The organism is Bradyrhizobium niftali, assembly GCF_004571025.1.
Classification (GTDB): domain Bacteria; phylum Pseudomonadota; class Alphaproteobacteria; order Rhizobiales; family Xanthobacteraceae; genus Bradyrhizobium; species Bradyrhizobium niftali.
Genome location: NZ_SPQT01000010.1, coordinates 1 through 26,277, shown reverse-complemented (window position 1 = coordinate 26,277; position 26,277 = coordinate 1). Strand labels below are relative to the sequence as shown.

Sequence of the window (26,277 nt, the reverse complement as noted above, 5' to 3'; positions counted from 1 at the left end):
CTAATCCGGGCCGATTTGTGCTTGCATCCGGCCCATCATCCTGAAAGGGGAACAAAAAAGTGAAGCATTTCCGTCACATCGGTCTCGCGCTTGCCGCGACCTTTGCCGTCAGCCAGGCCGGGGCCCAGGAGCTGACCGGCACGCTGAAGAACATCAAGGACACCGGCGCCATCACGCTGGGCTTCCGCGACTCCTCGATCCCGTTCTCCTATCTAGACGACAACCAGAAGCCCATCGGGTTCGCGATGGATATCTGCTACAAGATCGTCGACGCCGTGAAGAAGGAGCTCAAGCTCGACAAGCTCGAGGTCAAGCTCAACCCGGTCACTTCGGCGACGCGTATTCCGCTGATGGCCAACGGCACCATCGACCTCGAATGCGGCTCGACCACCAACAATGCCGAGCGCCAGAAGCAGGTCGCCTTCACCAACACCCACTTCCTGACCGCCAGCCGCTACGTGTTCAAGAAGTCGAGCGGCCTGAAGTCGATCGACGACCTCAAGGGCAAGACGGTGGTCTCGACCGCCGGCACCACCAATATCAAGCAGCTCACCGAGGCCAACGTTGCGAAGGGACTCGGCGCCAACATCATCCCGGCCAAGGACCATGCTGAGTCCTTCCTGATGGTCGAGACTGATCGCGCGGTCGCCTTCGTGATGGACGACATCCTGCTCGCGAGCCTTGTTGCCGGCTCGAAGTCGCCGGACGACTACGTCATCTCCAAGGACGCCTTCTCCAAGCCCGAGCCCTACGGCATCATGCTGCGCAAGGACGACGCGCCGTTCAAGAAGGTGGTCGATGCGGCGACTGCCGCGCTCTACACCTCGGGCGAAGGTCAGAAGATCTATGAGAAGTGGTTCACCCAGAAGATTCCGCCGAAGGGCCTCAACCTCAATTCGCCGATCTCGGCCGAGCTGAAGAACGAGTTCGCGAAGCCCACGGACTCGCCTAACCCGGACGACTACAAATAAGCTGCTGTTTGCCTCTCCCCGCTTGCGGGGAGAGGAAGCAAATTCCGGCCATTCTGGAGGGAGTGGCCGGACATTTGCATAGACGTTTACGACATCTATGATTGGCGCGTTCGCGCGGGGGACACGTGAACTACCACTGGAACTGGGGAATCTTCTTCGAGCCGAACCCGATGGGGACCGGCACCTATCTCGACATGCTGCTGTCGGGGCTGGCGCTGACCCTGAAGACGGCGGTTCTTGCCTGGATCATCGCGCTGGTCTTCGGCTCGCTGATCGGCGTCATGCGCACGCTGCCCTCCAGGGCGGCCTACTGGTTCGGCTTCTGCTGGGTCGAGTTCTTCCGCAACATGCCGCTGCTGGTGCAGCTGTTCCTGTGGTACTTCGTGCTGCCGGAATTGTTGCCGAAGGCGGCCGGCACCTGGCTGAAGCAACTGCCGAACGCACCGTTCTGGACCGCTGCGATCGGTGTCGGCCTCTTCATGTCGGCGCGTGTCGCCGTGCAATTGCAGGCCGGCATCGGCTCGTTGCCGCGCGGGCAGAAGATGGCCGCAACTGCGCTCGGCCTGACCACCGTGCAGGGCTATCGCTATGTGCTGCTGCCGATGGCGTTCCGCATCATCCTGCCGCCGCTGACCTCCGAGTTCCTCAACACCATCAAGAACACGGCGGTCGCCATCACCATCGGCCTGCTCGAGCTGACCGGACAGGCGCGCTCGATGCAGGAATTCTCGTTCCAGGTGTTCGAGGCCTTCACCGCAGCGACCCTGCTCTATCTCCTTGTCAACGCCGTCGTCGTGACCGCGATGCGCTTCCTCGAGCGCTACGTCGCGATCCCCGGCTACATTACGGGGAAATAGCGCCATGTTCGGTAATCTCGATTTCGACGTCATCCGCCGCGCGCTGCCCTATCTGTTCTTCGAGGGCATGACGTTCACGGTGACCCTGACGACGCTGGCCGGCCTCGGCGGCCTGATCTTCGGCACCGCGATCGCACTGATGCGACTGTCCGGCTTCAAGGTGCTCGGCCGCATCGCCGGCATCTATGTCGACTTCATGCGCTCGCTGCCGCTGGTGCTGGTCATCTTCTGGTTCTACTTCCTGGTGCCCTATATCGGGCAGTGGGTGACCGGCGCGTCGCGGCCGATCAGTGTCGGTGCGTTCGCCTCCTCGCTCATCACCTTCATCATGTTCGAGGCGGCGTACTTCTCCGAGATCATGCGCGCCGGCATCCAGTCGATCTCGCGCGGCCAGCCGGCCGCCGCCAACGCGCTCGGCCTGACCTACGCCCAGACCATGCGCTACGTCGTGCTGCCGCAGGCGTTCCGCAACATGCTGCCGGTGCTGCTGACGCAGACCATCGTGCTGTTCCAGGACACCTCGCTGGTCTACGTGCTCTCGATCCCGGACTTTCTGGGCGCGGCGAGCAAGGTCGCGCAGCGCGACGGCCGCCTGGTCGAGATGTACCTGTTTGCCGCCGTCGTCTACTTCACCATTTCCTGTGTTGCGTCCTTCGGCGTTCGTCGCCTCCAGGCACGCATCGCCATCATTCGATAGAGCGTGTCGGTCATGATCGAAATCAGCCACGTCAACAAATGGTACAGCCCGACCTTCCAGGTGCTGACCGACTGCACCACCAGCGTCACCAAGGGTGAGGTCGTCGTGGTCTGCGGTCCCTCGGGTTCGGGCAAGTCGACGCTGATCAAATGCGTCAATGCGCTGGAGCCGTTCCAGGAGGGCGACATCAGTGTCGACGGCACCAAGGTCAACGACCCCAAGACCGATTTGCCGAAGCTGCGCTCGCGCGTCGGCATGGTGTTCCAGCATTTCGAGCTGTTTCCGCATCTCAAGATCATCGACAATCTCTGCCTCGCCCAGCAGAAGGTGCTGGGCCGGTCGTCTGACAAGGCGGTGGCGAAGGGCATGCAGTTGCTGGATCGCGTCGGCCTCAAGGAGCAGGCGCAGAAGTTTCCGGCGCAGCTCTCCGGTGGCCAGCAGCAGCGCGTGGCGATCGCGCGCGCGCTCGCCATGGACCCCATTGTCATGCTGTTCGACGAACCGACCTCGGCGCTTGACCCCGAGATGGTGAGCGAGGTGCTCGACGTCATGGTCGACCTCGCCCATGAGGGCATGACCATGATGGTCGTCACCCACGAGATGGGCTTTGCCCGCAAGGTCGCCAATCGCGTGATCTTCATGGATCGCGGCGAGATCGTCGAGGACGCGGCGAAGGAGGATTTCTTCGGCAAGCCGCGCAGCGACCGCGCGCAGAAGTTCTTGTCGAAGATTCTGTCGCATTAACTTTCTGGCGTCATTCCGGGGCGCGACGCAGTCGCGAGCCCGGAATCCATAACCACCATCGGGAGTATGGATCCCGGGCTCGCGCTACGCGCGCCCCGGGATGACGAAGAGTAGGGTTTATCGGGCTCACCAAATCCCGTATACGGACAGCTAAATCCCCTTTTCCCGCCAGGAGACCTGCCTTGGACTCGATTGCCTACGTCAACGGCTCATTCGTCCCGCTCTCGGAAGCCAAGATCTCGGTTCTCGACCGCGGCTTCCTGTTCGCCGACGGCATCTACGAGGTCTCGGCCGTGCTGGACGGCAAGCTGGTCGACAACGCCTCGCACCTGGCGCGGCTGGAGCGTTCCGTCGGCGAGATCAGCTTGAGGCTGCCGGAGACGGTCGAGCGCATCACCGAGCTCCAGAAGGAGTTGATCGCGCGCAACAAGCTCGAGAGCGGCCTCGTCTATCTCCAGGTCACGCGCGGCGCCGACAAGGGCCGCGACTTCCCGTTCCCCAAGGCTGAGGTCAAGTCGAGCCTGGTGATGTTCACCTCGGAAAAGGACATCATCAACGCCGCGGTGGCAAAGACCGGCATCAACGTGATCACGGTGCCCGACATCCGCTGGGAGCGGCGTGACATCAAGAGCGTGGCGCTGCTGGCGCAGGTGCTGGCGAAGCAGGCCGCGGCGGAAGCCGGCGCAGGCGAAGCCTGGATGCTGCAGGATGGATACGTCACCGAGGGCGGGTCATCATCAGCGTTCATCCTCACCAAGGACGACGTTATCGTCACCCGCAAGAACTCCAACGCGATCTTGCCGGGCTGTACCCGCAAGGCCGTCATCGCGCTCGCGGAAGAACGTCAGCTCCGCGTCGAGGAGCGGTCCTTCACGGTCGCCGAGGCGCTCGCCGCCAAGGAAGCTTTCATCACCTCGGCCTCGTCGTTCGTGCAGCCGGTGGTCGCAGTCGATGGCAAGACAATCGGCGAGGGCAAGCCCGGCCCGATGGCGACGCGTCTGCGTGAGATCTACGTGGAATTCGCCAAGGCGACGGCGGTTTAGGCCACACCCTCCACTGTCATCGCCCGGCTTGACCGGGCGATCCAGTACTCCGCGACAGGAGTGCTTGAATCGAGAGGCCGCGGCGTACTGGATGCCCCGCTTTTGCGGGGCATGACAGCGGAATTAAGCGCGCGAACGTCAGCCCCTCACGCGACCGACGCCTTCACCTTCACCGGATGCACCGCCCGGAACGCGATCGCGATTCTGTTCCAGGCATTGATGGCCCCGATCAGCATCGTCAGATTCACCGTCTCCGCTTCGGAGAATTGCGCGCGGACCTGCTCGTAGACATCGTCGGGCGCATGCGTCTCGGAGATCAGCGTGACCGACTCGGTCCAGGCCAGCGCGGCGCGCTCGCGGTCGGTGTAGAGCGGGGATTCGCGCCAGGCGTTGAGCAGATAGATCCGCTGTTCGGTCTCGCCGCGTTTGCGGGCGTCCTCGGTGTGCATGTTGATGCAAAAGGCGCAGCCGTTGATCTGCGACGCCCGAATCTTGACGAGCTCGATCAGCGATTTCTCGAGTCCCGTGGACTGGATCTGCTCCTCCAGCGCCATCAGCGCTTTCATCGTGTCGGGGGCGGCCTGGTAGAAATTCATGCGGGGTTTCATGGTCGTTCTCCTTTTGCTGGGGTTGACGTCAGTGGGCTCCCCCGGCCGAGGTCTGGCCGGGTTTCTTCAGGAAGAATACGGCGATCAGGGCCACGATCAGTGCCATGCCGAGCAGATAGAAGGTGTCGCTGAAGGCGAAGATGTAAGCCTGCTTCTGCACGGTATGGCCGATCGCGACATAGGCGCGATGCGCGGCGTCGGCGCGGTCGAGCACGCCGTGATTGATGAAATACTGCGTGAGCTGCTCCAGCCGCGTCCGCGTCGCCTGCTCGAACACCGAAACCGACTGCATCAGCACGTTGGAGTGATATTGCTCGCGCTTGGTCAGCAAGGTCTGGAGCAGCGCGATGCCGACGGCGCCGCCGAGATTACGCATCATGTTGAACAGGCCTGAGGCCGAGCCCGCATTCTCCGCTTCGATGCCGGCGGTCGCCACAGCAGACAACGGGGCCATCACGAGCGCCTGGCCGATCGCACGGACGACATTGGGCCACAGCAGCTGGTCGGCGGCATAATCGTTGGTCATATCGATGTTCATGAAGTTCGAGGCCGCGAACAGGACGAAGCCGACGCCGATGATGATCCGCGCGTCGAAGCGCTGCATCAGGCGCGGCACCAGCGGAATCAACACGAGCTGCGGCAGTCCGGTCCATGCCAGCACCATGCCGATCTGCTCCGCATTGTAGCCCTGGATGCGCGCCAGATATTGCGGCAGGATGAACACCGAGCCGTACAGCGCGATGCCGAGCAGGAAGTTCGCGAGCATGCCGAAGCCGAAATTGCGGCGCACCAGCAGGCGCAGGTTCAGAAGCGGCTTCTTCACGGTGAGCTCGATGATCAGGAAGGCAGCTAGCGCGACGGCCGCGATGACGGACAATTTCACGATGAAGGGCGAGCCGAGCCAGTCGTCCTTGTTGCCTTCTTCCAGCACGGTCTGAAGCGCCGACAGGCCGATCGCCATGGTGATGATGCCGGCCCAGTCGCCTTCGCGCAGCAGCGCGAGCTGCATCGGCTTGGCCTCGAGCGCGTACCAGAGCATGCCGACCATGATCGCGCCCGGCACGAGGTTGACATAGAAGATGTACTGCCAGCCGAAATTCTCGGTGAGATAGCCGCCGATGGTCGGGCCGATCGCGGGCGCGAAGGTCGCCGACAGCGCGAACAGCGCAAGGCCGACCGGTTGCTTGCCGCGCGGCAGCAGCGTGATGATCAGGGTGAACGCCATCGGGATCAGCACACCGCCGGTAAAACCCTGCACGGCGCGCAGCACGATCATCTGCGGCAGGTCCTGCGCCAGCGCGCACGCTGCCGACAGAGCCAGGAACAGGATCGCGTTGGTGAGGAGATAGATGCGGATCGAGAACACCTGGGCGAGCCAGCCCGACAGCGGGATCACCACGATCTCTGCGATCAGATAGGACGTCGAGATCCAGCCGCCGTCGTCGATTCCGGCGCCGATCGCGCCCTGGATATCGGCGAGCGAGGCGTTGACGATCTGGATGTTCAGCACCGCCATGAAGGCGCCGAGCGTCGCGCCGATCACTGCGATCCAGGTCTTGGCCGACACGGCTGGAGTCGTGGGGGCCGCGGCAGGCGCGGGGAGGGTGGCGGCGGAAGCGGCATTAACGGCCGGTTGGAGCGTGCTCATGGAAGCCTCGTCTCGGTTACGGAGACAGGATGCATTAGGTGGATGGTTTCGATAATCGGCGGAGTTTGGGAAGGATCATCCGGCAGGGTTTGACAATCCTGCCGCATGCCCCCTCGAGGTCAGCCGCCGTTCGGGCGAGAGGTGTTGTCGGCGATGCGCCTGGCCGTCTCGCGTTCGGCCAGCACCGCCTGCTTGGTGTCTACCGTTGGCACCGCGGACATGCCCGGCCGCAACAGGCCGGTCAGGCTGTGATCGTCGAGCACGATCTTCACCGGGACGCGCTGCACGATCTTGGTGAAATTGCCGGTGGCGTTGTCGGGCGGCAGCAGCGCGAATTCGAGCCCGCTGGCCGGCGACAGGCTGTCGACATGACCGCGCAGGGTCTGGCCGCGGAAGCTGTCGACGCGTAGCTCGACCGGCTGGCCGGGACGGACATGGGTGAGCTGCGTCTCCTTGAAGTTGGCGACCACATAGACCGCATCGAGGGGCACCACCGCCATCAATTGCGTGCCGGCCTGCACGAACTGGCCGACGCGCAGGCTACGGGCGCCGACCGTGCCGTCCACCGGCGCGGTGATCTCGGTATAGGACAGGTTCAGCCGCGCCTGGTCCGCAACGGCGCGAGCGCGTGCGAGCTGGGCCGTGGCCTGGGCGCGCTGCGTGGTGAGCACGTCGACCTTGCGCTGTGCGGCCAGAAGGCCCGATTTCGCGTGCTGCAATTGCGCGCCGCTGGCGCGCAGCGCCGCATCGGTCTGCTGTGCGCGCTGGATCGTGCCGGAACCCGACTTCATGAGATCGTCGTAGCGGGCGCGCTCCTCCTGGGCGAATTTCAGGTTGGCGTCCGCAGCCGTGACATCGGCCGTGCTCTGCTCGATGATCGGCTGTTGCAGTTCGAGCTGGGCATCGAGGTTGCGCACGGAAGCCTCCGCGGCGGCGACATCGGCGCGGGCCTGATCGAGCGCCGCCTTGAAGTCGCGATCGTCGATCCTGGCCAGCACCTGGCCGGCTTTGACCTTTTCATTGTCGCCGACCAGGACCGTCGCGATGTAGCCGGAAACCTTCGGCGCGACGATCGTGGAGTCCGCCTTCACGTAGGCGTCGTCGGTCGTCTCGAGATAACGGCCGGTGGTCCAGTAGTCGTGGCCGTAATAGGCGATCGCTGCCGTGCCCGCGAGGAGCGCGAGCGCCAAGGCCGCCCGCCGGAGTTTGTTGCGGACCGGCACACGCGGCGGCGCCTTGGAATAATCCTGAGTGATTTCAGTTGCTTGCTGAAAGGTTTCGGTGCGGGGCATCTCGGACATGACGGTCTCCTATCGGCTGGCAGGGACTATCGGTCTTTCCAGTTCGAGCGATAATCGGCGAAATGCTGGAAGGATTATCCACTGCGGGTGGATAGTCCGGACCTCGCCTGAGGTGCGTATGATCTACCCAACCGGACGTGCGACTGCCCCAGAGCGATTGCCGTGCCTGTCGAGCGATTGCTGCTAACGCACGCACCAATGCCGCGCGCGAGATGATCTGATAGATAATCGGGGCGAATACCTTGAGATTATCGATCAAGAGCGGATAATCACGCGGCATGGACCGATTGACCAGCCTCGAAGTCTTCAGCCGGGTGGTCGAGACCGGCGGCTTCTCCGCAGCAGCCCGCAAGCTCAACATGTCGACCACCATGGTGAGCAATCACGTTCAGGCGCTGGAAGACCGGCTCGGGGTGAGGCTGCTTCAGCGCACCACGCGCAGGGTCAACCTCACCGAGATTGGCAAGGCTTATTACGACCGCTGCGTCCAGATCCTCGCCGATATCGAACAGGCCGACGATATCGCGAGCGAATTGCAGTCGGTGCCCCGCGGCACCTTGCGCGTCCACGTCGCCACGCACATGGTGCCGTTTGTCGCGCCCGTCGTGGCGAAACTCCTGTCGACCTATCCAGAGCTCAAGATCGATCTGCGCATGGGCGAAGCCGACGTCGACCTCATCGAGGAAGGGTATGACGTTGCCGTGCGCATGACCACACCGCCGGATTCGAGCCTGATCGTCCGCAGTCTCGCCACCTGGCGCCACGTGCTGTGCTGCTCGCACGACTATCTCGAGAGGCATGGTCGCGTGCGCAAGCTCGATGAGCTCACCGCGCACAATTGCGGCCGTCACGTGAATTATCCCTACGGCGACGATTGGCGCTTCTTCGATCGCAAGGGCGCGCCGGCATCGGTACGGATCTCCGGCAGCTTCATCACCAACAGCGGTGAGGCCTTGCGGAAGGTGGCGCTGGAAGGCGCTGCAGTCTGTCTGATGGCCGGGTTTCTCATTCGGGACGATCTCGAAGCCGGTCACCTCGTTCGGCTCCTGCCCGAATACCGTCCTGTCGAGATGTCGATGAACGCGGTCTATCCGCACAAACATCATCTGTCGGCGAAGGTCAGGACCTTCATCGACATGCTCGTGCACCACAGCGCCGAACAGCAGAAGCTGATCAATCCGTATTCGTGAGACGCTGCCAATTCCTCATCCTGAGGAGCGCGGAACGCGCGTCTCGAAGGATGAAAGGCCCGGGTCGTGGCCTCGCCCTTCGAGACGCTTGCTTCGCAAGCTCCTCAGGCTGAGGAGATGGATATCTGCTTGCCTCTAGCGCGCCGGCGCCGGCAGCCGCCCAAACACGGTGTCAAGCGCCATCCCGATCGCGAGCAGGCGGCGGTCGCTGCCTGCCGGGCCGTCCAGCTCGAGACCAACAGGCAATGTGCTTGTGGCGCCAAGCGCGATCGGAAGTTGGATGCCGGGAATGCCGGCATTGCTGCCGGGATCGGTGTTCTGAATGAACAGGCCGAAATTTTCGAGACTGCTGGAATCGGGATTTGACTGAATGGCGACGCGCGGCGTGGTCGGAAAGGCGATAGCGTCGAGCTTGTTCCCGGAAAACGTGTCGCTGTAGAGCGCCTGCAGCGCAGGCCGCGCGGTCCCGATCGCTGCGTCATAGATCGGCCTGGCGTCGAGCAGCGTGTTGTCGGGGCCGGGCAGTTTGCGCGGGATGACGAGGCCATCGTAGGTGCCCTTCACGTCGGGGCTCGCGATCTCCTTAGCCAGCGCCTCGATGCTGAGGCCGGTGCCGGTGTGCGCGAGATAGGCGACCATGTCGTCATAGGCTTCGTACAGCGCGACGGGAAAACCGACCTGACCGTTGAGCCCGGCAAGCTGCGGCATCTCGATCTCGACCACCGTGACACCCTGTGCCTTCATTGTCGCGACGGCCGCCTGGAATGCGGTCTCGGTGTCGGCATCGAGATTGGTCAGCATCGACCTCACGATGCCGATCCGCACCTGCTTCAGGTCAGCCGGCACGACGTCGTCGCCACCCGCGATGACGCGGTCGAGCAGCGCGACATCGGCGATGGTCGCGGCCATCGGCCCTGCGGTGTCGCGGGTGTGCGAGATCGGCGCAATGCCCTCTCGCGGATAGCGGCCGGCGGTCGGGCGCAGCGAGGCGCATCCGTTCAGCGCGGCCGGTACCCGGACCGATCCGCCCGTGTCCGTACCAAGCCCGCCCGCGACGATCCGCGCCCCGAGCGCGGCACCCGTGCCTGACGAGGAGCCGCCCGCGATGAGCGCGCGATCATAGGCGTTGCGTACGCCGAACTCGGCGCCGGTCTTGAATGCGGTGTTATAGCCGGAGATGCCGAAGGCGAGTTCGTGCATGCTGGTCTTACCGATGATGATTGCACCGGCGGCGCGCAGCCTTGCCGCCACCGGCGCATCGGAACTCGGCACGTAATCCTTCAGCGCGGGCGTGCCGGCACTACAGGGAAGCCCGGCCACCTCGATATTGTCCTTGATCACGATGGGAACGCCGCCGAGCGGCTTGCTCCGGTCGCCGCTTGCGTCGAATTCAGCTGCGGCCTTCAGGGCGCCGGCCTCGTCCAGGATGACGAAGGCGTTGAGATCCGTGTTGGCTTTGGCGCGGGCAAGAGCTTCCGACGTGAGTGCAGTGCTCGTGACTTTCCCGGCGCGAAGGTCGGCCGCGGCCTGGGTCAGGGTCAACTGGTCGAAATCCATGATGCGTCACCCGATTGCCGGGCTCCATCAGGGAGCCCCCTTGAATTCGGAAGGCTGAAGCCTCGCTGGCATCACGTCAACCGTGGGCGCGCATCTTTGCTGGCGATGCCGCGATCACATCGGCGAGAAGCCGTTCGACCTCCGGCTTCACCTTGGCGACCGCGGCGTCCTTGACCGGGCCGTAGCCACGGATATCCATCGGAGCCTTGGCGATCGCAATGAAATCTGGCAGGCGCGCCGCGTCGAGTTCGCGAAGCATCCGTTCGATCACACCCTCATACCAGGAGATCAGCTCGCGCTCGGTCCGCCGCTCGGCGGTGTAGCCGAACGGATCGAGCGGCGTCCCGCGCAGCAGCTTGAGCCGCGCGAGCATGGCAAGCGGCATCTGGATCCACTGGCCGAAAGCGCGCTTGCGCGGACGGCCGCGGGCGTCGCGTTCGGACGGCAGGAACGGCGGCGCGAGGTGATACTGGACGCTGAAACCGTCCTCGAACTGGCGCTTCAACTCGTCGAGGAAGCCGCTCTGCATGTGCAGGCGCGCCACCTCGTACTCGTCCTTGTAGGCCATCAGCTTGAACAGCGCGCGTGCGACGGCCTCGGTCATCGCATCGCTGTCCAGGTTGGCTTCGGCATTGCGGACCCTTGCGACGATCGTCCGGTAGCGTGCCGCGTAGGCCGCGTTCTGATAGGCGGTGAGGAAATCGGCGCGGCGGGCGATGAGCTGGTCGAGCGTCTCGGCTTTGGGCGCATCGTCCGCCTTCGGCAACAAGTCCGGATCGGCCGCGGCGATCCGGCCCCAGGCAAAGGCCTGCTTGTTGCGTTCGACTGTGACGCCGTTGAGCTCGATCGCGCGCAGCAGCGCCTGCAGCGAGACAGGGATCAGTCCGTGCTGCCAGGCAAAGCCGAGCATGATGATGTTGGCATAGACGGCATCGCCGAGCAGCTGTTCGGCCAGCGCGTTCGCGTTGATGGTGTCGAGATTGTCGTTGCCGATGACCTGCCGGATCGCGCGCAGGCGGGCGGGCGAGGCGAGGTCCGCGTCGCGGAAGCGGACGACGTCGCCGGTCGGCATCTCCGCCGTGTTGATTGCAGCGCGCGTGCCGCGACGATAGGTGCCGGACGCCTTTGGCGCCGAGCTGACGACGAGGTCGCAGCCTATCAGCGCGTCGGCGGCACCCTGGTCGATGCGGACCTGATGCAGCGCCTCGGGCGAGGCGGCAAGGCGGATATAGCTCAGCACCGGGCCAAACTTCTGCGCAAAGCCGGTGAAGTCGAGGACCGAGACGCCGCTTCGTTCGAGATGCGCGGCCATGCCGATCAGCGCGCCGATGGTGATCACGCCGGTGCCGCCGACGCCTGTTACCAGCAGGTCGTAGGGACGGTCGAGCGTGGCGGGAGCGGGCAGGGGAAGCGTAGCCGCGCGGCCGACTGCGTCGATCTCGCTCGCGCTCTTCTTCCGGCGCGTCGCGCCTTCGACGGTGACAAAGCTCGGGCAAAACCCGTTGAGACAGGAAAAATCCTTGTTGCAGGCCGACAGGTTGATCTGCCGCTTGCGGCCGAACGGCGTCTCCTTCGGCTCGACGCTCAGGCAGTTGGATTCGACCGAGCAGTCGCCACAGCCCTCGCAGACGAGATCGTTGATGTAGGCAAAGCGCTTGGGATCGGCCATCTGCCCGCGCTTGCGGCGGCGTCGCTTCTCGGTGGCGCAGGTCTGCTGGTAGACCAGGACGGAGACGCCGGGAACCTCACGCAGCTCGCGCTGCACGGGGTCCATTTCCTCGCGCGGATGGATGGTCACGCCGATGGGCAGGTCCGCCGGCGAAAACTGCGCGGGATCGTCCGATACCAGCGCGATGCGTGTTACACCTTCAGCCCGGACGCTATGCGCGATGGCATGGACGCTGATGGGGCCGTCCACCGGTTGGCCGCCAGTCATGGCGACGGCGTCGTTGAACAGGATCTTGTAGGTGATGTTGGCCCTGGCGGCGATCGCCTGCCGGATCGCCATCGAGCCGGAGTGATAGTAGGTGCCTTCGCCGAGATTCTGGAAGATATGCTTGTTGCCGGTGAATTTCGACGACGCCGCCCAGTTCACGCCCTCGCCGCCCATCTGGATCAGCGACGACGTCTCACGGTCCATCCAGCTCGCCATGAAGTGGCAGCCGATGCCGGCCAGCGCCTTCGATCCCTCAGGCACCTTTGTCGACGTGTTGTGTGGGCAGCCCGAGCAGAAATAAGGCGTGCGTGTCGCGCCGCTGACGTTGATCGTGCGCGCGGCTTCAGGCATCAAGGCGGCCGCGCGTGCGGCGAGATTGAGGCCCGGAAGCATCGGATCGAGCCGGCGGGCGAGCACGCCAGCCAGTGCACGCGGCGACAATTCGCCGATCCAGGAGATCAGCCGCGCCCCTCGCTCGTCGTGCTTGCCGACCATGCGCTCGGGCTTGGTGCCGGGATAGTCGTAGAAATATTCCTTGAACTGGCTCTCGATGATGCCGCGCTTTTCCTCGACCACGAGGATCTCGCGCTTGCCCTTCACGAAGTCCATCGCGTCATGCAGCGCCAGCGGCCAGACCATGCCGACCTTGTAGACGTCGATGCCGATGCTGCGGCAAGCGGCTTCGTCGAGGCCCATCAGCCGCAGCGCTTCCATCAGATCGAGATGCGCCTTGCCTGTTGTGACGATGCCGTATGTGGCGCCCGGAATGTCGTAGATGTGGCGGTCGATCGGATTGGCCTTTGCGAAGGCATAGACCGCGTGCTTCTTCGCCTCTAGCCGCTCCTCGATCTGCGGGCCCGGCAGGTCCGGCCAGCGATAGTGCAGGCCGCCCGGCGGCGGCGTGAAGTCGGGCGTGCGGAAGGCGCGCGGCGGGCGCAGCGCGACGGATGCGCCCGATTCCACGATTTCCGAGATCGCCTTGAAGCCGACCCACATGCCGGAGAAGCGGCTCAGCGCGTAGCCATATTCGCCGAACGCCAGATATTCGCCGACATCGGCCGGATGCAGCGTCGGCATGAACCAGCTCATGAAGGCGACGTCGGACTGGTGCGGCATCGACGACGACACGCAGCCATGGTCGTCGCCCGCGACCACCAGCACGCCGCCCTGCGGCGAGGAGCCGTAGGCGTTGCCGTGCTTGAGCGCATCGCCGGAGCGATCGACGCCGGGGCCCTTGCCGTACCAGAGCCCGAACACGCCATCGACCTCGCGCTCCGCTTGCGTCTCGACCTGTTGCGAGCCGAGCACTGCGGTTGCCGCGAGGTCCTCGTTCACGGCCGGGAGGAATTCGATGCGGTCCCGCTTGAGACGTTCCTGGATGCGCCACAGCTCAAGATCGATGCCGCCGAGCGGCGAGCCGCGATAGCCGGAGATGAAACCTGCGGTGTTGAGACCGCGCATACGGTCGCGCTTCGCCTGGTCGAGCGCGATGCGGACGATGGCCTGCGTACCCGTGAGGAAGACGCGGCCCTCCTCGCGGTCGTAGCGGTCGGGGAGCTCGTAGCTGTCGAGTGACGGAATGGCGTCCATGGCGGACCTCGCGCGGCATCCTGCCTGATGATGGAAGGTTATGCCTGGGAGGCTGGTAGGTCTTACCTATTTTTCCCGCTTAGATCGAAATTTCGGTAGAATTTTGCACAAGGCAATCAAATTTGGTAGATGTTCTCGGCTTGAGAGGCCTCCATGATCGAAGAGCAGGACACGCGAATACTCGCCCATCTTCAGAAGGATGGTCGCGCCACCAATCAGCAACTCGCCGACGAGGTCGGCATGTCCACCTCCGCCTGCTGGCGCAGGGTGCGCGCGCTGGAGGAGAGCGGCGTCATCCAAGGCTATGCGGCGCTGGTCGCACGCGAGCAGGCGGGATTCACGATGTCGGCCATCCTCCACGTCTCGCTGGAGCGACACGATGCGAAGTTCGTCGACGAGTTCGTGGCCAGGGTCACGACGCGCCGCGAGGTGCTGGAATGTTTCGCGACCACGGGCGACGCCGACTATCATTTGCGCGTCGTCGTGCAGGACATGGCCGCCTACAACAGATTCCTCGACGAGTTCATGTTCCGCATTCCCGGCATCCGTTACGTCCGCAGCAATGTGGTGCTGAAGGAGATCAAGACCGGCGTGGCGCTGCCGTTCTGAGACAACAACAGGACTCACACTGTCTCGGCCCGGCTGCGCCGGCGCAGTTGGCGCAGCGACAGCACGTGCAACAGGATCGAGCTGGGTACGACGAAGGCTGGGGTCAACACGTTCGGAAAAGTATCGACGGCCATGCTCGGGCCATCCGGAACGATCAACTGGAACGGGCCAGGCGACATCGCCATTCCCAGCGCGATCGCGACGGCGAAGTCTGCGAGGCCGAAGATATTCCAGAAGACCGCTCCTTTCCGCCCCTCGGCCGTCCCGGCCGCCAAGGCAATCGCCACTGGCACGGCGAACAGGCCGGTCAGCACGTCGCCGGTTCCTGCCGGCAATGCCCATAAGCCCGGGAGCGCCCCGCGCAGCCAGTAAGCAAGCCACTGACTGCCAAAGATGCGATAGACCTGAAGGGCGATGAGCCACGTCGTCGGCATTGCATCGAGCAATTGTCCGACACGCTTCGATAGCATCAGCACCGGAGCGCCGACGATCACTGGCAGCAGGATCGCCGCGGGAAGCAGCGGCAAGGAGGAGGCGCCCGTGCGGAATGCACCATTGATGGCTGCCGTCCAGGCGAGGGCAGCCCAAAGCGTGAAGGGGACCATGACGACCAGCCAGGTCGTCCGGCGTTGCTCTGGCGTCAACGCGGTGTTTTCGAGCCCGAGCCACAGGCCGACCGCAATGAGGCCATGGGCCAGCAGCCGAACGCCGAGGGCCGGAAAACCGCTCTCCGGAAGTGCGGGGAGCGAGTAGATCAGCCAGGTCCACAGGATCGTGAATAGAACGGTCCACATCAAGCCGAGCCGGATAGGAGGCTGGGCCGGGGCGGCAACGGAAGCAGCATCGCTGTTCATCGGCGTTCCCTAGAGAGAGGTCGGTTCTGGCGGACGCACGAGATCGCGGCCAGCGGCCATGTCAGGGGCCATGTCAGGCCGCTTTTTCTTCTGCTCCCGACCTCACGAGAATCATGAAGACAAGAACATGGCTGACGAGCAGCAGCGGGACGTAAAGGGCTGGAATATAGATGCCGGCGCCGAAGAGGCCGGGATCCTGGATTTTCGTCACGCCCACATAGTAGGCATTCAAGAGATCCAGCGTGCCCCAGACGTTGAACGCCCAGACCACCGGAACGGCGATCGACCATCGCCAGGAGAGTGCTGCGATTGACGCGAGCGCGAGAGAGGCGGCAATGAGATCCCCCCATCCGACCTCGGCGGCGAAAGTCGGGCTCAACTCCGCAGATACGAATCCCGCCACCATGAAATTCATGCCGAAGAACCTGAACGCGTTGAAGGCCGCGAGAAGTCTCAGGGCCTCATAGCGCGGCATGACGCGGAGTGCCGGCCAGACGTAGATCGAAGCCAGGAAAGCGCCTGCGACGCTGAGCACGAATGGAAGGTTGAAGCTTTGCGGCACGTTCGGATTCCCTTGTGGTGGCCTGTCCGGCCGGGTGCGGTCGAAGCCGGTCGGTTCGGCGTCGGCGGACGCTCAGGGTTTGGCCATCAGCAGACCGAGCGGCATCAGCGGACCGACTGCGATGTAGTCGTGGTCCATGAGCTCTTGCCGCGCGAGCGGCAGGCCCTCCATGATCGCGTGTCCCTCGGCGACATCCCTGACATTCAACAGGAATACGGCGCCCCGCCGTCGGATCGCGAATACCATTCGCGAACCGTCCCGTTGAGATAGAGCTGCACGGTCTGCCTGATTTCATCGGGCATGACGGCCATGATCTGATCTCGGGTGACGCCCGCCTTGACGGTCAGGATGACCATGACCCCGGTTGTCGGTGACGCGGTCTGCGATTGGGCAAGTGAAGGATCGGCCATGGAGATTGCGCCTGTGAGTATGAGGGAGACTGCGAAGACGACATTGCGGATTGTCTTCATCGATTTCATTTCTCCGATCGCGGCGGTTGCCGCAGCGGCACGGCTCATGTGCAATTCGGATGTAAAGCTGCTTTCCGCGAGTTACTATTCGCGATAATGTTGATGGGCCATGAAGCAGAACTTCACAGTCAGGCACGGCGCGCTGGACGGCGTGGAGGCGTTCCTGAGTGTCGCCCACCATCGCAGTTTCCGCCGAGCGGCAGCTGAACTCGGGGTCACGCCATCGGCCATCAGTCAGGCGATACGCGCGCTCGAGGCGCGCGTTGGCGCCGCGCTCTTCATCCGCACGACCCGCAGTGTCGGTTTGACCGAAGCCGGCGAAAGATTCCTTGCGCGCGCCAGACCCGCCTTCGAGGAGCTCGTCGCCGCCAGCGGCGTGGCGCGCGAGCTCGGACAGCGACCGACCGGGCTCCTGCGTCTCACCGTCCCGCGCTCAGTCGTGCCGATCCTGCTGGAGCCGCTGATTGCGTCGTTCTGCCGGGCATTTCCCGAGATTGAGGTGGAGCTTGCCGCAAGCGAAGAATTGGTCGACCTCGCAGCCGAAGGTTTTGACGCCGGCATCAGGTTGGGCCAGTTCATCGCCCCCGACATGATCGCGGTGCGCCTGACGAATCCGCTACCGCTCATTATCCTCGGCAGCCCGGCTTACCTTGCCCGCCGCGGCCGGCCCGAGCGGCCAGACGATCTGCGTGAGCACGCTTGCTTGAGGTTGCGACGATCGAACGGTGCGCTTGCGTCATGGTCGCTCGACGACAACGGTCGTTCGATCGAGATTGTGGTTTCGGGACCTTTCATCGCCAACGACTTTCCTACGATGCTCGGAGCCGCCGTCGAAGGTGTGGGTCTTGCGCAAGTGCCCGCACCCCTGGCCACCGGTGCCATGGCGACGGGAAAGCTCGTTCCCGTCCTCGAGCAATTCGCGCCGATGACACCGGGCGTGTTCCTGTACTATCCCGGTCACCGACAAATCATGCCGAAGTTGCGGGCCTTTATCGATCATGTGAAGGGTCGCTCAGGCGGCACGAACTGATCTACCGCTGCTCCCGCACGAACCGATTGCGCAGTGTGCCGATGCCGGTGATGTCGATCTCCACGACATCGCCATGCTTGATGTCCGGCGAGGCGCCGTCGGTGCCCATCCAGATCACATCGCCGGGCCATAACGTGAAATACTTGGTCAGCTCGACCAGGAACGGCACCACGCCGAAGATCATGTCGTTGGTGTGGAAGCGGTTGGTCTCCTTGCCGTTGACCCTGACGATCGTCTGCATCCTGGCGAGATTGGCCTCGGTCTCGATCCACGGGCCCATCGGCTTGAACGTGTCGGCGTTCTTCGAGCGCCACAGGCTGCGGTCCGCCTTCTGCCAGCTGCGCTCGCTGACGTCGTTGCCGATGGTGTAGCCGAACACGCAATCCATCGCGTTCTGTTTGGTGAGGTGCTTGACCTTCTTGCCGATGACGACGACGAGCTCGCCCTCGTAGTGGATCCTGTCCGTCGCGAAAGAGGGGATCACGACCTCCTCGTCATGCGCGATCAGCGCGTTTTGCGCGCGATAGCCGATCTCGGGCCGGTCAGGCACGGCCGGCACCTCGCCGCGCTTGTCGGCGGCCTCCTTCAGGTGCTTCAAATAGTTGAGGCCGACGCAATAGAAGGTGCGCGGGATCAGCGGCAGCTCGATCTTGACGTCGCTAAGCGGATGCGTGCGCGAGGTGCGCTGCCATTCGCCGAAGGGATCGCCGTCAACTGCGATGACCTGGTCGCCTTCAACGATCCCCCAGGAGGTTTTGTCCGAGGCAGTGAATTTCAGCCAGCGCATGTGGTGTCCTCTTTGTTATTCCGCAGCATCGCGCGGCTGCACCTTCCAGACACCGGCAGCGGGCCGCCGCAAGCCGAGGTTTTCCCGCAGCGTCTTGCCGCGATAGTCCTTCTGGAACAAACCGCGCCGCTGCAATTCCGGCACGATATGGCGCACGAAATCGGCGTAGGAGCCGGGTACGTAGGTGGCCGCGATGACAAAGCCGTCGCAGCCGCGCTCGACGAACATTTCTTCGAGCTTGTCCGCGATCTCCTTGGGGCCGCCGACCATTGCGTCCTGCACCTGGCCACGGCCGGAGAAGGTGACGAAATCGCGCGCGCTCGGATTGCTCTTACCCGAATTCTTCAGCACGCCGTCGCGGATGCCCAGGATGCCCTGCATGCTCTTCAGCTCTTCCGTCGTCAGCGGCTCGTCGAGGTCCTTGGAGGCGAAATCGTAATTGAGCGCTTCGGCGAGCAGCGACAGCGCGTCGATCTGGAGCGGCAGCTTGTTGATCAGCGCCATCTTGTCTTCGGCTTCGGTCTTGGTTGCGCCGCAGACCGGCGTCGTCAGGTTGCAGAGAAACATCTGGTCGGGATCACGGCCGGCTTTGGCGGCTTCGTTACGCACGGCCGCATAACCCTCCTTGGCCGCGGCGAGGTCGCGCGCGGCGGTGAAGATTATCTCGCCCCAGCGGCCGGCAAAGCGCTGGCCGCGGCCGGATGCGCCGGCCTGGATGATGACAGGATGGCCCTGTTGCGAGCGCGGCACGGTGAACGGCCCGCGCGACTTGAAGGCCGCTCCCCTGTGATCGAGCCGCTTCACCTTGGCCGGATCGGCAAAACGGCCGCTCGTCTTGTCCATGATGAGCGCGCCGTCCTCCCAGGTGTCCCAATGGCCGAGCACGACCTCCATGAACTCGTCGGCGCGGTCGTAGCGGGAATCATGTTCGGGATGGGAGTCCCGGCCCATGTTGAGCGCCTCGCCGTCATTGAGCGAGGTGACGACGTTCCAGCCCGCGCGCCCGCCGGACATCAAATCGAGCGTCGCGAAGCGGCGCGCGACGTCGAACGGCTCGTAATAGGTGGTCGAGCAGGTCGCGCCAAGGCCGAGCTTGTCGGTGACCATGCCCATCGTGGTCAGCACGATCAGCGGATCCATCTTCACGCAGCGGATGCCGTATTCGACGGTGTGGGCGTGGTCGTTGCCGTAGCGGTCCGGCATCGCCAGGCGGTCGTCGAAGAAAGCCATGTGAAACTTGCCGGCTTCGAGGATCCTGGCGATCTCCTGATAATAGTCCGCCGACATCGAATCGTCGCGCGAGTCCGGATGCCGCCAGGAGCTCGGCAAATTGGTGCAGTTTTGCGCCTGGAGGAAGCCGACCAGTACCATCTGCCGCGTCATGCTGCTGTTCTCCGAATTCCGTCAGGCCAGGTCGAGCACCGTGTCGAGCCGGTACTCCCGCGCCAGCGTGCGCAGCTTCTCCCAGGTGGCATCCTCGACCTCGATGCCGTCACGCAGCCGCTGCTGCGCACGCTCGCCTTCGATCTCGCCCGGATAGTAGACGCCCGTGCTGCCCTCGGAGGGCGGGGTCGATTTCAGATAGCGGGCGAATTCGGCGACCTCGCGCTTGAATTCCTTCAGCGGGCGGAACGCGGCGACGTTGAACACCGCCATGAAGCAGCCGTCATTGTGCCGCCCCGTGGGCTCGACGCCGAAGCCGAGACCGGTGAGCAGGCCGCACAGTACTTCCACCATGGCAGCAAGCCCGCTGCCCTTGTAGCCCTCGGTGCCGCCGAGCGGCAGCAGTGCGCCGCCCTTGCGGTACTGGGCCGGGTCGGTGGTGTGCCGTCCCTCGGCATCGATGATCCATCCCGCCGGGATCTCCTCGCCGCGGGCCACGGCGAGCTGGATCTTGCCGGCGGCGACCGCCGAGGTCGCCATGTCCAGGTAGAACGGTGCGTCGAGATCGGACGGCACCGCGATCGAGATCGGGTTGGTGCCGAGCCGCGCCTCCTTGCCGCCGAACGGCGCCACGTGCTTCGGCGAGCGGCCGGAGTCCGCCGTTGCAATCCCGATCATGCCTTCGCGCATCGCCATCAGCGGATAAGCGGCGAGGCGGCCGACATGGCTCTGCCGGAACACGGTGCAGGCGGCGACATTCGCCGTCTTCGCCTTCTCGATCGTCAGCGCCATCGCCCTGGCGTTGACGTGAAATCCAAATCCCCAATGGCCGTCGATCACGGTGGTGGTCGGCGATTCCCGGACGATGGTCCATTTCGCACCGGGAACGATGTGCCCGGCCTTGATGCGGTCGATATAGGTGGGAACCGCGATCACACCGTGGGAGTCGTGGCCGGCGAGATTGGCGTTGACGCAGCCGGTCGCGACCGCATCGGCCTCTTCCTGGGAAGCTCCTGCCGCCTGGAGCAGTGCGGCGCTGATGCGCGTGAGGCGGTCGGCCCTGACGATCGGCATGGCGTCTCCCCGGTCATCGCCCTTGTCATGACATCCGGCGGGCGGTTGTTGGGGTCATCGTCTCAAAGCGCCGGACCGATATCAATCTCCCGTAAACCAATACAGGGCTGCAAATTCGTAAAGAGCGCGCGCCTTTGGTCGAAGATTTGTCCCGGGCGGCGGTATTTTCGATAGTTTGGCGGAGGTCGTTCGCAGCTCGTTCACTTTGATCGACGGTTTGCGGCCCGCAATAACGACCGTTTAGGCGATGGCCGTTCATAAAGCACCCGGGAAAATTAGGCAGAAATGCCCGGGAGCTGAGATCGTGCCGACGACACTCGCGCGCACCTTTGCGGCGCTGAGCGCCATCAACGAAGCGATCCTCTACGCAAAATCGCCGGACGAGCTGTACCAGAAGGTCTGCGACGCCGGGTTTGCGAGCGGAGACTTTTTGGCCGTGGCCGTGTTCCTGGCGGGACCGGACGGCCGGCGGCTCTGCTTTGCGGCCGGCTGTGGCGACGACATCCCGCGGCTGCGCTCGATCGAGATCATCACGGACGCCGGCACACCCGAAGGATCCGGCGTCGGCGGCGAAGCATTTCGCGATCAGAAGCTGTGCGTCAGCAACGACTATCTGAACGATCCGCGCTCGCTGGCGTGGCGCGAGGGCGCTGCCCGGGCCCACATCGGCGCGGCCGCGGCGCTGCCGCTGCTCTGCAACGGCAAGAGTGTCGGCGTGCTGTACGTGACCCGCAGCGAAGCCGGCTCGCTGAACGAGCAGATGGTGTCGCTGTTCGAGCGGATGTCGGCCAACATCTCCTATGCCCTCGACAATTTCGCGCGCGAGACCGCGCGGCAGACCGGCGAGCGGGCGATGCGGCGGCTCAACCGCATGTTCGGCGCCATCAGCGCCACCAACGAGGCCATTCTCCGCGCCAAGACCGAGCAGGAGCTCTACCAGCTCGTGTGTGACGCCTCCGTGCATGGCGGCAAGTCGCTTGCGACCATCGTCCTGCTCCGCGACCCGGATTCTCATTGGATGAGGCCGGTGGCCTCCACCGGACAGAACCTCGAACTGGTCACCCAGGCGCGCTATTCGATCGATCCGGAAAATCCCTACGGCAAGGGCATCTCCGGCGAGGTGTTCCGGACGCAGAAAGCCATCGTCGAGGACGATCTCGCCAGCCGTACCCGGGGAACGCCGTGGGAGCAGGCCAACGTCAACACCGGCGTCGCCGCCTGCGTGGTCGCGCCGCTGATCAAGCACGGCGAGAGCGTCGGCGTGCTCCTGTCCTTCGTCGGCAGGTCATGGGCCAAGGACGAGGAAGTCGTCGCGCTGCTGCTGCGCATGGCAGAGAACGTCTCGTTCGCGATCGAGAATTTCGGCCGGGAGGCCGACAAGGCCAGGATCGCGGCGGAGGAAGAGCGCCTGGCGCGCATGTATGCGGCGCTCAGCGCCACCAACGAGGCGATCCTGCGCGCGCGATCGCGATCGGAGCTGTTCGACCTTATCTGCGAGGCGACCGTGCATGGCGCGAAGTTCGTCTCGACCACGATCTTCGTGGCCGATCATGAAGCTGAACTGCTCCGTGTCGCGTCGAGTTATGGACCGCATGCGGATGATTTACGCCGCTACACCTTCGCCACGTCCGACAAGGTACCGGAAGGGCGAGGGGTGACCGGAACGGCCCTCCGAACCTGCCAGACCCATGTCAGCAACGACGTCCTGGCGGACGATCGCATCAAGCCATGGCATGAAAGCGCACGTCGCGCCGGCATACATTCTTCTGCTGCCTTGCCGTTGCTGAACGGCAACCGGGTCGAGGGGGTCTTCCTCTTCAATGCCGCGGAGCGCGACACGTTCACTCCCGAATTCGTCGAGCTGCTCGAGCGATTGCAGGCGAACGTCGCTTTCGCGCTGGAAAATTTCGATCGCGCGGAGGAGAAGGCGCGCGCCGACAAGCAGCGGAGCCGCCTGAGCGGCATGTTCGAGGCGCTGAGCGCGACCAACGAAGCCATCATGCGCGCCAAGACGCGGGAGGAGCTGTTCGAGGTCGCGTGCCAGGCGGCCGTGCTGGGCGACGTGTTCGCCTCGGCGACGATAGGCATCATGGACGAAAAGCGTGAGCTCGTTCGCGTCGTCGCGGGAAAGGGACGACTGCAGGGCCGAATGGTCGGACGTACCTGCATTGTTTCCGCCGATCATCCCGAGGGCCAGGGCATCATCGGAATCTCGGTGCGGACCCGCCGGCCCAGTGTCATCAACGACTATCTGAACGACCCGCGATCGGCGCACTGGCACGCCAAGGCGATCGAGGATGGAACCCGGGCCGCTGCCAGCTTCCCGCTGATGCGGGCTGGCCAGGAGCCGATCGGCATTCTGCTTTTCCTCGCACCGGAAGAGCATACGTTCACGCCCGATCTGGTCGAACTGCTCGGACGTCTGGCTGAAAACGTCTCCTTCGCGCTCGACAATTTCGATCGGGCCGAGGAAAAGGCCCGCACCGAAGTGCAGAAGGAGCGCCTGACGCGCATGTTCGCGGCACTGAGCGCGACCAACGAGGCGATCATGCGGGCGAAATCCCGCGCCGAGCTGTTCGACCTCGTCTGCCTTGCGGCATCGAACGGCGCCAAGTTCACCTCGACGACGATCGCGCTGGCCAGGGCCGACAGCGACCAGCTCGAGATCGTGGCCGCGGCCGGGCCCTCCGCCGACACCACGCGCAACATCCGCCTCTCCATCGACCCCGAGCGTCCCGAGGGGCGCGGAATGAGCGGCACGGCATTCCGCACGCGCCAACCCTGCATCAGCAACGACTATCTCAACGACGATCGCGTCCGTGTCTTCCATGCCGTCGTCCGCGGCGACGGCGCACGGTCGGGCGCGGCGTTTCCGCTCATCGCGCACGATCAGGCCGTCGGCGTCATGATCTACATGTCGACCGAGCCGGGCACCTTCACGGCCGAGTTCGTCGAGCTGTTGCAGCGCCTCGCCGACAACGTCTCCTTCGCGATGGAGAATTTCGACCGCGCCGATGAGAAGAACAAGGCGGACGAGCGAATCGAGTATCTCGCCTCGCACGACAGCCTGACCAACCTGCCGAACCGCGAGACCTTCAACGGGCTGCTGCGTAAGGCGATCGACGCAGCGCAGCACCACGACCACCGCTTTGCGGTGCTGTTCATCGATCTCGACCGCTTCAAGGTCATCAACGATTCGCTCGGCCACGAGGCCGGCGACCTGCTCCTGCTCGAGGTCGCCGACCGCCTCCGCAACGCGTTGCGGGCAAGCGACGTGGTGGCGCGGCTTGGCGGTGACGAGTTCGTGGTGATCCTCGACCAGTGCGGCGAGATCGACGACGTCCAGCGGATCGCGACCGGGTTGCTCGCGGCACTCGCCAAGCCCATGGAGCTGGCCGGCCACGAATGTCACACCACAGCCTCGATCGGCATCGCGATGTATCCGGCCAACGGCTCCGACGCGCAGACGCTGACCAAGAACGCCGACATGGCGATGTATCTGGCCAAGGAGGACGGCAAGAACGGCTACCGCTTCTTCTCCAACGAAGTGAAGACGCAGTCGATCGAGCGGTTGTCGCTCGAAAGCGCGCTGCGCCGCGCGCTGGAGCGCGAGCAGTTTTCGCTGAACTACCAGCCCAAGGTGGACATGGAGACCGGCCAGATCACCGGCGTGGAAGCGCTGCTGCGCTGGACGCACCCGGATCTCGGCAGCATCTCGCCGGCGCAATTCATTCCGCTTGCGGAGGAAACCGGACTGATCGTGCCGATCGGCCGCTGGGTGGTGAAAGAGGCCTGTGCGCAGGCCATGGCCTGGCAGCGCCGCGGCCTGCTGCCGGTGTCGATGGCGGTGAACCTGTCGCCGCGGCAGTTCGCCGACGAACATCTGCTGCAGGATGTCGACGAGGCGCTGGCGGCCTCCGGCATGTCGCCGGTGCTGCTCCAGTTGGAGGTCACCGAGAGCATGATGATGCGCAATGTCGGGCGCGCGCTCAAGGTGCTCGACGCCATCCAGAGCCGCGGCATTCGCCTCGCCATCGACGATTTCGGCACCGGCTATTCGTCGATGTCGCTGATGAAGCACTTCCCGATCGACACCATCAAGATCGACCGCTCCTTTGTGCGTGACCTGCCGCAGGATTCGGAGGACCAGGCGATCGCGCAGGCGATCATCAGCATGGGCAAGGCGCTCGGCATGACCGTCGTCGCCGAGGGCGTCGAGAACGCCGAGCAGGAGGCGTTCCTGCGCACCCATGGCTGCGACGAGATGCAGGGCTTCCTGATCTCGAAGCCGCTGCCGGCGCGGCAGATGGCCGAGCTGCTGCGGCCGATGGTCCTGCCGGTCGCACCGCCGCTCCAGCCCGAGCCGGATCCGGTTGCCACCGAAGCTGCGGCGCTACGGCTGAAACGCGCTGTCGTCTGACGGCTGCGGGTGCAATTCCCGGACCTCGTGATCCGTGCCTTCGGCCTTGCTCGGAAAATCCTGCGGTTCCGTCAGCGAGGTCTGCTCGACGAACAGCGCGAGTATCGTGCGCGCACCGTCAGCGAAGCTCGCGCCTTCGTTCAAGCCGAGCTCGGAGCACCATGCGGCGCTCATCGGCTCCTGGTCGTCGACCACCGCCATGGCAGGCCCCCACCACCAGGCAGGCGCAGGCGAGCGCTCGTCCTCGGGCACGACATGCCAGCGAACGAACTCATCCATCACGCGCTCGAACTCCAGGCGTGCAGCCTGATGCATGCGGTCGATACTCCCGGAATCCGCGCCCGACGACAGGCCGACGCGCGGATTTGATCGTGGCCTTGACGCTCGGAAAAAGCTGGCTCGCGCCAAATTGGCCGAGCCATGCATGCCGACATCATCGTCGGCGATGCCTGAATGCGGCCGTCAGCGATGCGCCAACGGCGGCGGCGAACAGCCATTCTAGCCGTTTGCAGGCACGGCAGGCAAGGTACGGGTGTTACGGTTGCCTAACGTGACCTGAACGGATGCGCGTTCTGGTGCCAGGCCCAGGCGGTGCGGATGACCGTCGGCAGGTCGGAGTGGCGCGGCACGAAGTTCAGGACCTTGCGGGAGGCGGAGGGGTCGGCGACCAGATAGGTGGGATCGCCGGCGCGGCGCGGCTTGACGGTGTGCGGCACCTCGCGCCCGGTCTCCTGCCTGATGGCGCCCAGGATCTCGCGCACCGAAAAGCCGGAGCCGGTGCCGAGATTGAAGCTGCCGCCGGCATGTCCCTGTTCCAGCAGCTTCAGCGCCGCGACATGCGCGGCGGCGAGGTCGGTGACATGGATGTAGTCGCGGATCGCGGTGCCGTCGGGCGTGTCGTAGTCGTCGCCGAACACCGCGAAGTCGACATGGCCCTGCAGCGCCA

23 protein-coding genes are annotated in these 26,277 nt (G+C 64.4%); 9 read left to right on the top strand and 14 right to left on the bottom strand.

The annotated features are described in order from the left end of the window. The first annotated feature begins 59 nt into the window (after positions 1-59). The 5 genes from E4K65_RS18685 (at position 60) to E4K65_RS18665 (ending at position 4,312) form a co-directional block, all read left to right on the top strand. A complete protein-coding gene (locus E4K65_RS18685; RefSeq protein ID WP_027547450.1) occupies positions 60-971 on the top strand; it encodes an amino acid ABC transporter substrate-binding protein in 912 nt (303 codons plus the stop codon). A 125-nt stretch (positions 972-1,096) separates the two neighbouring features. Then, positions 1,097-1,828 (top strand): amino acid ABC transporter permease, encoded by a 732-nt coding sequence (locus E4K65_RS18680; RefSeq protein WP_027547451.1) that lies wholly within the window; start codon positions 1,097-1,099, stop codon positions 1,826-1,828. A 4-nt stretch (positions 1,829-1,832) separates the two neighbouring features. Continuing rightward, entirely contained in the window at positions 1,833-2,525 is a 693-nt protein-coding gene (locus E4K65_RS18675; protein WP_027547452.1) for an amino acid ABC transporter permease, read from the top strand. A gap of 12 nt (positions 2,526-2,537) precedes the next feature. Further along, positions 2,538-3,269 (top strand): amino acid ABC transporter ATP-binding protein, encoded by a 732-nt coding sequence (locus tag E4K65_RS18670; RefSeq protein WP_027547453.1) that lies wholly within the window; start codon positions 2,538-2,540, stop codon positions 3,267-3,269. 182 nt (positions 3,270-3,451) lie between these two features. Further along, complete coding sequence (locus E4K65_RS18665) at positions 3,452-4,312, top strand: D-amino-acid transaminase (RefSeq protein ID WP_167770935.1); 861 nt, start codon at positions 3,452-3,454, stop codon at positions 4,310-4,312. A gap of 146 nt (positions 4,313-4,458) precedes the next feature. Here E4K65_RS18665 and E4K65_RS18655 read toward each other — a convergent pair whose 3' ends face one another. The 3 genes from E4K65_RS18655 to E4K65_RS18645 form a co-directional block, all read right to left on the bottom strand. Then, a complete protein-coding gene (locus E4K65_RS18655) occupies positions 4,459-4,920 on the bottom strand; it encodes a carboxymuconolactone decarboxylase family protein (protein WP_135175415.1) in 462 nt (153 codons plus the stop codon). A 28-nt stretch (positions 4,921-4,948) separates the two neighbouring features. Next, a complete protein-coding gene (locus tag E4K65_RS18650; protein WP_135175414.1) occupies positions 4,949-6,568 on the bottom strand; it encodes an MDR family MFS transporter in 1,620 nt (539 codons plus the stop codon). Between the two features lie 119 nt (positions 6,569-6,687). Then, the gene (locus tag E4K65_RS18645) at positions 6,688-7,869 is read right to left on the bottom strand and encodes an HlyD family secretion protein (protein WP_135175413.1); all 1,182 of its coding nucleotides are present in this window, start codon (positions 7,867-7,869) and stop codon (positions 6,688-6,690) included. Between the two features lie 278 nt (positions 7,870-8,147). On the opposite strand from E4K65_RS18645, the gene E4K65_RS18640 reads away from it, so the two are divergent. Further along, positions 8,148-9,059, top strand: coding sequence for a LysR family transcriptional regulator (locus E4K65_RS18640; protein WP_135175412.1), 912 nt, complete (start codon positions 8,148-8,150; stop codon positions 9,057-9,059). A 135-nt stretch (positions 9,060-9,194) separates the two neighbouring features. On the opposite strand, the gene iaaH is transcribed toward E4K65_RS18640, so the two are convergent. Together iaaH and E4K65_RS18630 are read right to left on the bottom strand one after the other, a co-directional pair. Beyond that, positions 9,195-10,616 (bottom strand): indoleacetamide hydrolase, encoded by a 1,422-nt coding sequence (iaaH, locus tag E4K65_RS18635; RefSeq protein WP_135175411.1) that lies wholly within the window; start codon positions 10,614-10,616, stop codon positions 9,195-9,197. Between the two features lie 76 nt (positions 10,617-10,692). Then, positions 10,693-14,142, bottom strand: coding sequence for an indolepyruvate ferredoxin oxidoreductase family protein (locus E4K65_RS18630; protein ID WP_135175410.1), 3,450 nt, complete (start codon positions 14,140-14,142; stop codon positions 10,693-10,695). Positions 14,143-14,295: 153 nt separating this feature from the next. Between E4K65_RS18630 and E4K65_RS18625 the strand changes: the two genes are divergently transcribed. Then, positions 14,296-14,751 (top strand): Lrp/AsnC family transcriptional regulator, encoded by a 456-nt coding sequence (locus tag E4K65_RS18625; protein ID WP_028173910.1) that lies wholly within the window; start codon positions 14,296-14,298, stop codon positions 14,749-14,751. A 14-nt stretch (positions 14,752-14,765) separates the two neighbouring features. Here the strand turns inward: E4K65_RS18625 and E4K65_RS18620 are convergent, their stop codons facing one another. The 4 genes from E4K65_RS18620 to E4K65_RS48750 form a co-directional block, all read right to left on the bottom strand. Beyond that, positions 14,766-15,605: an MFS transporter gene (locus E4K65_RS18620; protein WP_135175409.1), complete on the bottom strand. Its 840-nt coding sequence runs from the start codon at positions 15,603-15,605 to the stop codon at positions 14,766-14,768. Between the two features lie 73 nt (positions 15,606-15,678). Further along, entirely contained in the window at positions 15,679-16,140 is a 462-nt protein-coding gene (locus E4K65_RS18615; protein ID WP_488226127.1) for a hypothetical protein, read from the bottom strand. A gap of 99 nt (positions 16,141-16,239) precedes the next feature. After that, complete coding sequence (locus tag E4K65_RS49505; protein WP_283813842.1) at positions 16,240-16,374, bottom strand: hypothetical protein; 135 nt, start codon at positions 16,372-16,374, stop codon at positions 16,240-16,242. Then, positions 16,371-16,685 (bottom strand): hypothetical protein, encoded by a 315-nt coding sequence (locus E4K65_RS48750; RefSeq protein WP_235885672.1) that lies wholly within the window; start codon positions 16,683-16,685, stop codon positions 16,371-16,373. Before E4K65_RS48750 ends, E4K65_RS49505 begins: the two co-directional genes overlap by 4 nt. Positions 16,686-16,746: 61 nt before the next feature. Here E4K65_RS48750 and E4K65_RS18605 point away from each other — a divergent pair, with 61 nt between their 5' ends. Next, the gene (locus E4K65_RS18605) at positions 16,747-17,667 is read left to right on the top strand and encodes a LysR family transcriptional regulator (protein WP_135175407.1); all 921 of its coding nucleotides are present in this window, start codon (positions 16,747-16,749) and stop codon (positions 17,665-17,667) included. A 1-nt stretch (position 17,668) separates the two neighbouring features. Here E4K65_RS18605 and E4K65_RS18600 read toward each other — a convergent pair whose 3' ends face one another. From E4K65_RS18600 to E4K65_RS18590, 3 genes are read right to left on the bottom strand one after another with little or no spacing between them, the layout of a single operon-like run. Next, positions 17,669-18,454, bottom strand: coding sequence for a fumarylacetoacetate hydrolase family protein (locus E4K65_RS18600; protein WP_135175406.1), 786 nt, complete (start codon positions 18,452-18,454; stop codon positions 17,669-17,671). A gap of 15 nt (positions 18,455-18,469) precedes the next feature. After that, positions 18,470-19,837, bottom strand: coding sequence for an LLM class flavin-dependent oxidoreductase (locus tag E4K65_RS18595; RefSeq protein ID WP_135175405.1), 1,368 nt, complete (start codon positions 19,835-19,837; stop codon positions 18,470-18,472). Positions 19,838-19,858: 21 nt separating this feature from the next. Further along, complete coding sequence (locus E4K65_RS18590) at positions 19,859-20,911, bottom strand: Ldh family oxidoreductase (RefSeq protein ID WP_135175404.1); 1,053 nt, start codon at positions 20,909-20,911, stop codon at positions 19,859-19,861. Positions 20,912-21,215: 304 nt separating this feature from the next. Between E4K65_RS18590 and E4K65_RS18585 the strand changes: the two genes are divergently transcribed. Next, complete coding sequence (locus tag E4K65_RS18585) at positions 21,216-25,331, top strand: bifunctional diguanylate cyclase/phosphodiesterase (RefSeq protein WP_167770934.1); 4,116 nt, start codon at positions 21,216-21,218, stop codon at positions 25,329-25,331. Here the strand turns inward: E4K65_RS18585 and E4K65_RS18580 are convergent. Both E4K65_RS18580 and E4K65_RS18575 read right to left on the bottom strand, forming a co-directional pair. Further along, a complete protein-coding gene (locus E4K65_RS18580) occupies positions 25,305-25,646 on the bottom strand; it encodes a hypothetical protein (RefSeq protein WP_027547470.1) in 342 nt (113 codons plus the stop codon). The genes E4K65_RS18585 and E4K65_RS18580 overlap by 27 nt on opposite strands. Before the next feature lie 230 nt (positions 25,647-25,876). Next, positions 25,877-26,277, bottom strand: a 401-nt coding sequence (locus tag E4K65_RS18575; protein WP_135175402.1) for an NAD-dependent epimerase/dehydratase family protein, incomplete at its 5' end; no start/stop codon positions are given.